Origin of the sequence: Sphingobium phenoxybenzoativorans (assembly GCF_001757355.1) — a bacterium.
Classification (GTDB): Bacteria; Pseudomonadota; Alphaproteobacteria; order Sphingomonadales; family Sphingomonadaceae; genus Sphingobium; species Sphingobium phenoxybenzoativorans.
The window spans coordinates 1-11,905 of record NZ_MINO01000091.1; the positions used below are offsets into that span (position 1 = coordinate 1).

The following is an 11,905-nucleotide window of genomic DNA, read 5'->3' on the forward strand; positions in this document are numbered from 1 at the left end:
TTGCCCAGCTTCTGATTTCTCTGAAGCTGCCATCGTTGATCCCCGCCATTCATGCCGATCTTGCGCGCGGCGATTGTGTGGTGATCCAGCTCGTCTCGACGGCCGAGGCGATGCTCGACCGGACGCTTGCCGCCCTTGATGCCGAAGCGAGGGCCAATCTCGATATCGAATTGTCGCCGCGCGAATTCCTCATGGACTATCTGAGCGCGGCGTTCCCGACGCGACAGATGCGCACCTTCACCGACGATTCCGGCAATGTCCGGTCCGAGCCGATGACCGACGAAGAGGGGCGACCTGTTCACAGCCAGGAGGCGCTGCGGATGCGCGAACAGCTGCTGGAAGAACTGTGCGCTCTCCCGGTCGTCGGGTCCGCGCTGGACCATATCATCGGCCATTTCGGCGTCGATCAGGTTGCCGAGGTCACCGGACGATCGCGCCGGATCGTGGCAGATGCGCGTGGCGGGCAGCGTCTCGAAAGCCGGTCACCACGCAGCAATCTTGCCGAGACCGATGCTTTCATGCGCGGTGCCAAGCGCATCCTGATCTTCTCGGATGCCGGCGGCACTGGCCGCAGCTATCACGCCAGCCTCGCGGCCGAGAATCAGAGCCGCCGCATTCACTATCTGCTCGAGGCGGGCTGGCGGGCCGACGCTGCGATCCAAGGGCTGGGACGTACCCACCGCACCCATCAGGCCTCTGCACCGCTGTTTCGCCCGGTATCGACCGATTGCCGGGGCGAACGCCGCTTCATTTCGACGATCGCGCGACGGCTCGACAGCCTGGGCGCACTCACTCGCGGGCAGCGCCAGACCGGCGGGCAGGGTCTGTTCAATCCCCGCGACAATCTGGAATCGGATTTCGCCAAGGACTCGCTCGTCACCTGGTTTCGGCTGCTCTTCGCCGGCAAGCTCGCTTCGACCAGCTTCACAGAATTTCAGACGCTGACCGGCCTTAATCTGGAAGGGGAGGGTGGTGGCATGGTCGAGGACCTTCCTCCCATACAGCGCTGGCTAAACCGTATCCTTGCGCTCAGGATCAGCCTGCAGAATGCGATCTTCGACGAGTATCTGGGCTTGATCGAGGCCCGGATCGAAGCGGCGCGGGAAGCCGGCACGCTCGATGTCGGCGTAGAGACTATCGATGCCGAGCGGATCACCATCCTCGACCGGACCTGTATCAGGGAAGACCCGGTGAGCGGCGCCGTCACGGAAATCCTGCGACTGGAAACCGAGCAGCGCTACCGTCCAGTCAGCCGCGATCGTGTCGAATGGCTGCTGCAAGATGGCGAGAGCCGGTGCGTGGTGAACCGTCGCTCGGGCAAGGCCGCCATCTGCAGCGCGACCCATTCGCTCACCGACGAGGACGGCCAGCTGGTCAAGCGCTGGGAGTTGGTCCGCCCGGCACGAACCGAGCGTCACCGTCAGGACCTGTTTCTCGAGACGCTGTGGGAGGATGCCGATGCCGAAGAGTTTGCGAGGCTTTGGGATCAGGAGGTCGAGGAGCTGAGACACCGCACGCGAACCGAAACGATCTACCTCGTCACCGGCCTCCTGCTCCCTGTCTGGGGAAAGCTTCCCGACGATCATGTCCAGGTCTGGCGCCTGAAGACTGAAGATGGGCAGTCACTGCTTGGCCGTCTCATCCCCGCGCCGATGGTTTCCAAGATCAGCAGCGCGTTCGGCGTGGCGGGCGGGATCGAGATCGCACCGACCGATATCGTCGGGCACGTTCTCGATTGCGGCGGCGTGGAGCCGGTCGGTGCATATCATCTCAAGCGCAGTCTCGTGGCGGGCGAGCAGCGCCTCGAGCTGATCGATTGGCCTCCAAGCCGCCTCGCTGAACTCAAGGCGCTGGGCTGCTTCTCCGAGATCATCGCCTATCGCACCCGACTGTTCCTGCCGCCCACCCGCGCGGCCGTTATCCTGGCGCGCATCGCTGCCTGATCTTCTCGGCGACGATCACGAGTGCCGCGCCGCGACAACCGGCGATGCAAGGCCGTGATCGTCGCCGCATTGGTCCCATCGCGCAGTGAACGGCGCGGGGCCGCGCGCCTTCGACCGTCCTGATTACCCTTCGTGTGAGAGGGGAGGGGGCTTCGCCTTGGTGGGCCTGATGAGCAGGTCCCGAGCGCGGCACGCTGGCGCTCGTCTCTCCTACGGAGAAATAAGATGATCCAATCCGTCAAAGTGAAGAACCTGTCCCTTTCCAAGGACAATGTTCGCAAGAGCAATCGCGACCTCGATATCGAGTCCTTCGCTGCCACCATCGCGGCGCACGGGCTGCTGCAGAACCTCGTGGTCACCCCCCTGAAGAAGAACGGCCATTTCACGGTCAAGGCCGGTGGGCGTCGCCTGCGCGCGCTCCAGCATCTGATCGCGACGGGTGTCCTGCCTGCTGATCATGAAGTGCCGGCCTTGGTCCTGGCTGACGATGCCGACAGCACCGAGGCGAGCCTCGCGGAAAATTTCGGTCGCCTGCCAATGAACCCTGCGGACGAAGCGACCGCATTCAATCACTTCATCGACAAGGGCGCGTCGGCCGAAGACGTCGCCAAGCGGTTCGGCGTGACCACCCGCTTTGTCGAGCAGCGCGTTCGCCTTGCGGAACTGGCACCCTGTATCTTCCAGGCGCTCGCTGCCGGTGAAATCAGTCTGGGCGTCGCGCAGGCCTATGCGGTCACCGGCGATACCGACCGCCAGGCGCGGGTCTTCGAACAGATGAAGTCTGCCTATTACGGCAATCAGCCCGACAATATCCGGCGTGCGATCCTGAACGGCACCGTCAAGGCGAACGACGCCAAGGCGCGCTTTGTCGGCCGGGATGCCTATCTCGCCGCCAGTGGCCGCATCGAGGGGGACCTGTTTGCCTCCGAGGGTGACGAGAACTGGATCGATGTCGAGCTCCTGGAGGATCTGGCGGCACAGAAACTCGAAGCGGCTGCCGCAGAACTGGCCGAGTCCCAGGGTCTCGCATTTGTCACGCCGGTGGCGGCGACGCATGTGCCCTATGATACCGAACGGCAGCTTCACGAATATCATGCCACTGCCCGCCCGCTGACGGAGGCCGAACAAGTCCGGGTCGAGGCCCTCGAGATGGAAAATGACACGCTGGTCGATCAGCTCGAAACGGAGCTGGCAGACGGCACCGAGGAGGCTGACGCGGCAAATGCCCGGCTCGAAGAAATCGAACGTGAACTCGAGGATCTTGATGCCGCTCGCAAGGTCGTCGAGCCCGAGGTTCGCGCCCAGCTCGGCACGTTCGTCTATATCGGCGGCGACGGCGCTGTCCGCGTCCACACCCGGATGTTCAGTGAGAAGCCGGTGGTCGATCCGAACGCACCTGTCGTCATCAGCCCGATTGGCGGGGCAGGCGACGTGGTCGAGCGGGGGGGCAAGTTCAGCGCGACCCTGGTCGACGAGCTCGCAACCCAGCGGCGTCAGATCCTTGTCGCCCACCTTGCAAGCGATCCGGCTCTCGCGCTCGACCTGACTATCTTCCTGATGGCGCAGGATGTCGTCTTCGCGAACAACTATGTCCGCAGTCACTCGACGCTGAAGGCATCGCCCTCCCAATTTCCGATCTTCGCTTTCCGCGATGAGGGCTCTCTTGCGTCGCAGACCATCGCCGATCAACGCCAAGCGCTCGATACCAGCTGGGCGGGGCACGACACGATGTCGGCGCGCTTCGATGCCTTCCGCGCGCTTGACGACGAGGCTCGTGGTGGCTGGGTCGCCTTCGTCATCGCTCAGACGCTCGAGCCGACGCTGAATGCCGGTGATGGTGCTCGGCTCAACGGGTTCCACGATCACCTCGGCCGGATCCTCGACATCCAAGTCGAGCAGTGGTGGCGTCCGACTGCCGCAAACTTCTTCGGCCGGGTGAAGAAGGATGTGATGCTGGACGCGCTGGAGGACATCGGCGGCCCGATCCTGCGCGGTCGCTACAAGGACGCCAAGAAGGGCGACCTCGCCACCACCTGCGCGGCGCTCTGCAATGGTCAGGGTATCGTCGAGGCCGAGATTCGCGAAAAGGCAACCGCCTGGCTGCCCGAGGCCATGCGCTTCGATGCGATCGAAAAGCCGGAAAGCTATCCCGCCCGCTCCGCCTTCCTTGAGACGGAGGATGAAGAGGATGTCGAAGACGCGCTGGACGGCGAGGACGGTGAGCCGGTCGGCGACATCACGGAGGACGATGATCTGAGCGAAGCGGCCTGACGCTCAGTCCACAGTTCGAGGCGACTTGGGGCGGTGCTCTTCGGAGTGCCGCCCTTTTTTTCATGATCCGTCACCCCTCGGGTCCGCCTCTTTTCAAATCGGAGATTGATCGTGGCCAAGACCACCGACAAGCCATCGCCTGCCGACATCATCACCAGCACCATCATGGACCGGCTCGAAGCTGGCGTCCGACCGTGGGTGAAACCCTGGCGCCCCGGGCTCGGCGGCCGACCGCTACGCGTGACCGGCGAACCGTATCGTGGAATCAACTGCTTCTGGCTCTGGCTGGTGGCGGAGAGTGCTGGATATAGCGCGCGCACCTGGATGACCTACAAGCAGGCTCAGGCGCTGGGTGGCCAGGTCCGCCAGGGCGAAAAATCCCAGTTCGCGATCTTCTACAAGACCTACACAAAGGAGGTCGCCTCGCCAGTGACGGGAGCCGTGACCGACGAGGTCCGGGCGATGCTGCGCAGCTATGCGGTCTTCAACGTCGATCAGATCGAGGGGCTGCCCGCAGACTTTTATCCGAGCCGTGTCGCACTTGTCGCACCGGGTGACGTGCTGCCCGACCGGGCAGATCGGTTCGTGCGCGCACTTCCCGCGTCCGTGCAGGTTTGCGGTGACCGCGCCTTTTACGACCGGGTCGCCGACAGCATCACCATGCCGCCGATCGAGCTGTTCACGACGAAGGCCTATTGGGCATCGACGCTCGCACATGAGGCTGGACACTGGACGGGCCATCCCGACCGACTCAATCGCGAGTTCGGCAAGAAATTCGGCGACGACGCTTATGCGTTCGAGGAACTGTGCGCCGAGATGACCGCTGCGCTGCTCGGGGCTGATCTTGGACTACCGACCGCGCACCTTGATGACCATGCCAGCTACATCGCCTCATGGTTGCGGGTGCTCAAACGCGACAGTCGGGCGGTCATGACCGCTGCCGCCAAGGCGGAAGCTGCGGCGGGCTATCTGCTGCGTGCTACCGGCCTTGCCGATGCCCATGATCGTGACGAGACCGTTCGTGAAGCGGCGTGATCATGGACGGCCTCCCCGACCTCGCCGCCTACCGCCGTTTTTTCGTCGTGGCCTTCAGCGGCGGCAAGGACAGCCTCGCCAGCCTCCTCGTCTTGTTGACACGCGGCGTTCCTCCAGAGCGGATCGAATTGCATCACCATGAGGTGGACGGTCAGGGGCCGAGCTTCATGGATTGGCCCTGCACCCCGGCCTACGTCGATGCTCTCGCCCGCCATCTGGGGATCGTCCTATATCGTTCCTGCCGGGTCGGCGGTTTCGTGCGGGAACTCGACCGGGAAAATGCGTCGACCGCGCCGATCATGTTCGACACTCCCGAGGGTTCGCGCGTTGCAGGCGGGGTCGGGCCATTGGGCACTCGCGGCCTGTTCCCGCAGGTGTCGGCCGATCTTCGGGTGCGCTGGTGCAGCCCGGCGCTCAAGATCGATGTGCTTGCGGCGGCGATCCGCAATCAAGACCGCTTCTTCGAGGGCAAGACCCTCGTTCTCACCGGGGAACGCGCGGAGGAGAGCCCCGGTCGTGCCCGCTATGCGGCGCTCGAGTCCCATCGGACCTGGAGCAGCCGGCGCCATGTCGATCATTGGCGGCCAGTGCTCCGTTGGAGCGAGCAACAGGTGTGGGACATCATCGCGTCGGCGCGGATCAGGCCCCATCCTGCCTATCGGCTTGGCTGGCGCCGTCTCTCATGTCGATGCTGCATTTTCGGGACGGCCGATCAGTGGGCGACGCTGCGCTTGATCTTCCCAGAAGCGTTCGAGGTCATCGCCCGCCGCGAAGCGGCGAGCGGCAGGACGATCCACCGCGCGCTGAGCGTGACAGATCTGGCCAACCGGGGGTGCCCCTATCCGGCTGCACTCACCCATGAGGACGATCGGGCGCAGGCAGACGATCCCGTCTGGCGGCTGCCGATTATGCTCGACCCTTGGACGTTGCCGGCAGGCGCGTTCGGAGAACTGGCTGGTCCGACCTGATCGGGGCTGTAGCGAGAGGAGAGGGGGCCTTCGGCGGGGTGCGCATCAATGCGCCAAGCTGGAGACTGACCGATGTTCTACGATACGCTCTATCGCCATAATCAGGCGCTCACTCCCGACGCGGACGCAACTATAGGCGCTGCGCTTCATGGCTTGCTGAGCGCGATCGACGACTGTCGCCGCGCCGGTAAGGCAATCGAACGGGACGCAGCAATCCTGCTTCTCATCCGTGCGCTGGCCGGCAGCGCTGCGCGCGCCGCACCGGATGTCGCCGCTCTCGCCGCACGCTGCGCGGCCGATCGCGCAGCGATCCTCGCGCATCCGGCTCTGCTTGCCATTGCCGGCCACCGTGTCAGCGGGGACCCGATCGCCAAGCGGACCTTTCACGCGCAGGCGCGGCAGGCGCTTACGCGCGTTGCCGCCGCGCTCGGTCTCGCAGCAGCGGAGTTCAAGATCGTCGTCATCGCCGGTGGCGATCATGAGGATGGCATGACCGAGCTGCGCCATGCTGACTTCACTGTCCGCGTCGTCCCGCGCGGCTTTCTTCCCGATAGCGAGGTGATCTGGTTCCGTTGCGCGCGCGGCGTGATTGCCGGCCATCCCTGTCACGGCAAGGCGGCGCTTCTCCTCGATCCCGGCGCCTTCGCCCACCGCCTCTTGGCGCTGCGCCACGCTCGCGCGCCTTTGCCGGTCGCGGCCTGACCACCGGCTCCAACCATGCGCCGGTTCATCCGGCGCGCAAATCAACGAGGCTGTCATGGCTGACTATTACACGCATTTCTCCTGCACGTTGGATGTGGGCAACCGCGCCAATCTCGAGCAGGCGCTTGCCTTATACGCCAATACGCTGCCGAATGAGGATGGCCTCACCTTTCCCGATGGCTTCCGGCTCGAACCGCAGTCCGATGACAGCGCCGAGCTCTGGATCCACGATGACGGTCGGGGCGACGTAGAGCTGCTCATCAGCTTTGTGCTGCTTTGCGCTGAGACGCTCTTCCTGGAAGGGCGGTGGGGCTTCGAATATGCCCTGACAGCTTCGCGTCCGTTGCTCGATGGCTTCGGCGGGGGCGCGCATGTGGTCGATCTGTCCGACCGCAGCTCCCTCAGCTGGACGTCGACGTCGGATTGGCTGGCCGGCGTCCTGGCAGGAGGCGATGGCGATGCCTGAGCAGATCACCACCACCGTCTATCGGCTCCACGAGCTGTCGGCGAGCGCGAAGGATGCAGCGCGCCGCTGGTATCGGCAGGACGCACCCTGCGATGACTGGCATGAGTTTGTGTTCGACGATTTTACCCGCATTTGCGAGCTCATCGGTGTCGAACTGAGCCGCCATCCCGTTCGCCTTTATGGCGGTGGAACCCGACAGGTGCCCCGCATCTGGTTCTCAGGCTTCTCGAGCCAGGGTGACGGAGCGTGCTTTGAAGGGCGCTACTGCTACGCCAAGTCTTCGACAAAGGCGATCCGCGCCCATGCGCCGAGCGATGGCGAACTTCATCGGATTGCGGATACGTTGGCGGCGATCCAGCGGCTGAACTTCTACCAGCTCGGGGCTGGCATCGCCTATCGCGGCCGCTATCACCACGAATATAGCATGACGATCGACGTCGAGCGGTCCGGTCCTGTCGAAACCGCGATGGCAGGCGGTGCCGAAGAGGTGGTGGTGGAGGCGCTGCGCGACCTCGCACGGTGGCTCTATCGCCAGCTCGAAGCCGAATATGAGTATCAGACGGCTGACGAGCAAGTCGACGCGGCGATCATCGCCAATGACTACAGCTTCACCGATGACGGCGCGCGGTTCTCATGACGCGGCCCCCTGTCATCGCGGCGTGGGGCGCCGGCGTCGATTCCACAGCGATGATCATCGAACTGGCAGAACGGGGGGAGCCCGTCGACATGGTGCTGTTCGCTGATCCCGGTTCCGAGAAGAACCAGACCTATGCCTTCATCCCGCTCTTCCGCGCCTGGATGGAAGAACGCGGCATTCCTTCCGAGATCGTTCGGTATCAGCCGCGCAATTTCAAGCACTGGCCGCCCTATGCCACCATTGCCGAAAATATGCTCTCCAATGCGACGCTCCCTTCGGTCGTCTTTGGTGGGGGTTCCTGCTCGTTAGGTCCTGTTCCCCATCCTGTCCGCTTAGCACCGGACGGAGATAGGGTCAGGCCGACCGCCGCGCTAACCCAAAGAGCTGGCGGTGGTCGGCCTGACCGCTATCGCGGCGGAACGACGACGCTGTGGAAAATGTCGCCGGGCGAATGCATTGAAAACTATCGTCAAGCTTCGATCTCTTTTCGTCCGAACCGAATATATAGCGTCGGCAGAACGAACAGTGTGAGCAGCGTTGCTGAGATCAGCCCGCCGATCACCACGGTCGCGAGCGGCTTCTGGACTTCCGCGCCAGCGCCGTCTCCCAGCGCCATTGGTAAGAACCCCAACGAGGCGACCAGCGCGGTCATGACGACGGGTCGCAGGCGCGCCAGCGCGCCCTCCCGAGCGGCATCCTCGCGGTGCCGACCAACGCGCATGAGGTCCTGGATCGATGCAACCATGACGAGGCCGTTGAGGACCGCGATGCCGGAAAGCGCGATGAACCCGACTGCGGCAGAGATAGAAAACGGCATGCCGCGGACGACGAGCGCGAGGACACCACCGATCAGCGCCAGCGGGACGCCGGTGAACACGATCGCGGCTTCGCGGACGGTGCCGAGCGCGCCATAGAGCAGCAGCAGGATGAGGGTGAAGCAGGCCGGCACGACCAGCATCAGCCGGGCTCGCGCCGAAGCCAGATTCTCAAACTGGCCGCCCCATTCGAGATAGATGCCGGCGGGAAGCCGCACATCGTTCGCGATCGCCGCCTGCGCCTCCGCCACGACGCTCGCTACGTCACGACCGCGCACATTGGCCTGCACGACCACCCGCCGCTTGCCATTTTCACGGCTGATCTGGTTGGGGCCGTCGTCGATGCGGATGTCGGCAACACTGGCGAGCGGCACCGACGCGCCCGACGGCGTCGGCACCGGAACCTGTCCCAGAGTCTCGAAATTGGCGCGATCGGCATCGGACAGGCGGATGACGATCGGGAAATGCCGATCGCCCTCGAAGATCACGCCGGCTTCGCGGCCGCCGACCGCCGCGGCGACCACATCCTGGACATTCTTCGCGGTGACACCCAATGCCGCCGCCGCATCGCGGTTGAACGCGATGTCGAGCATGGGCAGGCCCTCGGTCTGCTCGACCTTGACGTCCTGCGCTCCGGCAGTCTTGCGCAGGATCGCGGCGACCCTGTCGGCTGTATCGTTCATCTGCCCGAAGTCGTCGCCGAAGACCTTGACCGCAATATCGCTGCGGACGCCGGCGATCAGCTCATTGAAGCGCATCTGGATCGGTTGGGTGATCTCGTAGGAATGGCCGGGCACGCGGGCCAACCGCTTCTCGATGCGCTCGACGACCTCGGCCTTGGCCTCACCGGGGTCGGGCCACTGATCGCGCGGCTTGAGCATGATGAATGTGTCGGTCGCGTTGGGCGGCATTGGGTCCGAGGCCAGCTCTGCGGTGCCGGTGCGCGAGAATACGACCTTGATCTCCGGCATTCCGGAGAGTGCCTTCTCGATCTGGAACTGCATCTTCTGGCTCTGCTCGACCGATGTGCCAGGCACCCGGTAAGCCGACACCAGCACATTGCCCTCATCGAGTTGCGGCAGGAATTCCTGGCCGAGCGCCGCATAGCCACCAACCGCGAGCGCCAGAGCACCCAGCGCGATCCCGACGGTGAGCGACGGCCGACGCATGGCCCGGTCGAGCCCCGGCTCGTAGCGTCGGCGCAGCCAGCCGACGATCCGGTTCTCCTTCTCCTCGACCGGCCTGCTCAGCCAGATCGCGATCGTCGCCGGCACGAAGGTAAGCGAGAGGATGAAGGCGAAGACCAGCGCCATGATGACGGTGAGCGCCATCGGCTCGAATGTCTTGCCCTCGACGCCCGAGAGGGTGAGCAGCGGCACGTAGACGAGGATGATGATCGCCTGCCCATAGACCGAAGGGCGCACCATCTCGCGCGCGGCATGGGCGACCACCGTCATGCGCTCGCCCAATTCCAATGCGCGTCCATGATGATGCTGTCGCTCCGCGATACGTCGCAGTGCGTTTTCAACGATGATGACCGCGCCATCGACGATGAGGCCGAAATCGAGCGCGCCAAGGCTCATCAGGTTCGCCGACACGCCGACCTGCAGCATCCCGAACCCGGTCAACAGCATCGTGATCGGGATGACGGCGGCTGCGATCAACGCCGCGCGGAAATTGCCGAGCAGCACGAACAGTACGATGATGACCAGCACGGCGCCTTCGCCGAGGTTGCGGGCGACGGTCGATATCGTCGAATTGACCAGCACGGTGCGGTCCAGCACCGGCTCGATCAAGATGTCGGGCGGCAGCGACGGGCCGATCCGCTGGAGCCGTGCGCCGACCCCGGTCGAGACGGTGCGGCTGTTCTCGCCGATCCGCATCACCGCGGTCCCGGTCACAACCTCGCGGCCATCTTCCGATGCCGAGCCAAGCCGGATTCCCTGGCCGAGCCGCACGTCCGCCACCTGCCCGAGCAGGATCGGCGTGCCTTCGCGCGTCGCGATCACCGTATTGCGAAGCTGGGCGATGCTGCGGATGCGCGCGTCCGACCGGACCGCGAGACCCTCGCCGTTGCGATCGACCACGCCCCCGCCGATCGCGCTGTTGTTCGCCTCGAGCGCCGCGGCCAGGTCGCTCAGCGACAGCTTTAAGGCGGCGAGCTTCTGGACGTCGGGCACGACGAGGAATTCCTTGTCGTAACCGCCCAGTGAATCCACGCCGGCGACGCCGGCAACCGACTTGACCTGCGGGGCGACGATCCATTCCTGCACGCTGTGCAGATAGGTCGCCTTGTCGGCCTCGCTCACCAGCCGATCGCCCTCGGGCGTGATGTAGCTGCCGTCGGGCTGGATGCCGGGCTCGCCGGGCTTGTGCCGGTCGTGGCCGCGCTCCTGATAGTGGAGCGTCCACATGTAGATGTCGCCCAGGCCCGTCGCAATCGCCCCCATCTCGGGGGTGATGCCCTCGGGAAGCGAGTCCTTGGCGTCGACGAGCCGCTCGCCGACCTGCTGGCGCGCGAAATAGATGTCGGTCGCGTCGGAGAAGACGGCCGTGACCTGCGCGAACCCATTGCGGCTCAGCGAGCGCGTGCTTTCCAGTCCTTTGATGCCGGCCAGCGCAGTCTCGATCGGAAAGGTGACCTGCTTCTCGATCAGCTCGGGCGAGAGATTGGGTGCGCGAACATTGATCTGCACCTGATTGTTGGTAACATCGGGGACGGCGTCGATCGGGAGGTGCCGAAGCGACATCGCGCCGATGAGGGCCGCAATGACCGTCAGCACCAGGACGAGCCAGCGGCGCTCGACCGCGACGGTGACGATGCGATCGATCATGGCTCAGTCGTCGTCCCCGCCTGCGCCTTTGCCAAGTTCGGACTTGAGCGTGAAACTGTTGGCAGCAGCGACCTGTTCGCGGCCCGTGAGCCCGGAGGCCACCACGATCGTGTCGCCGGCCTGGGCACCGAGCGCCACTGCGGTCGCCCTGAACCCGTCCTGCGTCCGCACGAACACGACCGACTTGCCGTTCACCGTCTGGATCGCGGTCAGCGGTACGCGGATCGTGGGGTC

Annotated in this window: 8 protein-coding genes and 1 pseudogene; 7 read left to right on the forward strand and 2 right to left on the reverse strand. The window is 64.7% G+C overall.

Annotated elements, in window-relative coordinates; translation table 11 throughout:
* The 7 genes from BHQ40_RS22065 to BHQ40_RS22095 form a co-directional block, all read left to right on the forward strand.
* A partial coding sequence (locus BHQ40_RS22065; protein WP_253183442.1) for a strawberry notch C-terminal domain-containing protein occupies positions 1–1,943 on the forward strand: 1,943 nt, incomplete at its 5' end.
* A 225-nt stretch (positions 1,944–2,168) separates the two neighbouring features.
* Entirely contained in the window at positions 2,169–4,214 is a 2,046-nt protein-coding gene (locus tag BHQ40_RS22070) for a ParB/RepB/Spo0J family partition protein (RefSeq protein ID WP_070157948.1), read from the forward strand.
* Positions 4,215–4,325: 111 nt separating this feature from the next.
* A complete protein-coding gene (locus tag BHQ40_RS22075; protein WP_070157949.1) occupies positions 4,326–5,249 on the forward strand; it encodes an ArdC family protein in 924 nt (307 codons plus the stop codon).
* A gap of 2 nt (positions 5,250–5,251) precedes the next feature.
* Positions 5,252–6,217, forward strand: coding sequence for a phosphoadenosine phosphosulfate reductase domain-containing protein (locus BHQ40_RS22080; protein ID WP_070157950.1), 966 nt, complete (start codon positions 5,252–5,254; stop codon positions 6,215–6,217).
* A 72-nt stretch (positions 6,218–6,289) separates the two neighbouring features.
* Complete coding sequence (locus BHQ40_RS22085) at positions 6,290–6,919, forward strand: hypothetical protein (RefSeq protein WP_070157951.1); 630 nt, start codon at positions 6,290–6,292, stop codon at positions 6,917–6,919.
* A gap of 55 nt (positions 6,920–6,974) precedes the next feature.
* Complete coding sequence (locus tag BHQ40_RS22090; protein WP_070157952.1) at positions 6,975–7,385, forward strand: hypothetical protein; 411 nt, start codon at positions 6,975–6,977, stop codon at positions 7,383–7,385.
* Entirely contained in the window at positions 7,378–8,022 is a 645-nt protein-coding gene (locus BHQ40_RS22095) for a DUF8835 domain-containing pootine (protein ID WP_070157955.1), read from the forward strand. The genes BHQ40_RS22090 and BHQ40_RS22095 overlap by 8 nt, the downstream gene beginning before the upstream one ends.
* A gap of 469 nt (positions 8,023–8,491) precedes the next feature.
* Here BHQ40_RS22095 and BHQ40_RS22105 read toward each other — a convergent pair whose 3' ends face one another.
* Both BHQ40_RS22105 and BHQ40_RS26345 read right to left on the reverse strand, forming a co-directional pair.
* Positions 8,492–11,671, reverse strand: coding sequence for an efflux RND transporter permease subunit (locus BHQ40_RS22105; protein ID WP_030090574.1), 3,180 nt, complete (start codon positions 11,669–11,671; stop codon positions 8,492–8,494).
* Between the two features lie 3 nt (positions 11,672–11,674).
* Positions 11,675–11,905, reverse strand: a pseudogene (locus tag BHQ40_RS26345) (efflux RND transporter periplasmic adaptor subunit); the annotation flags it as partial.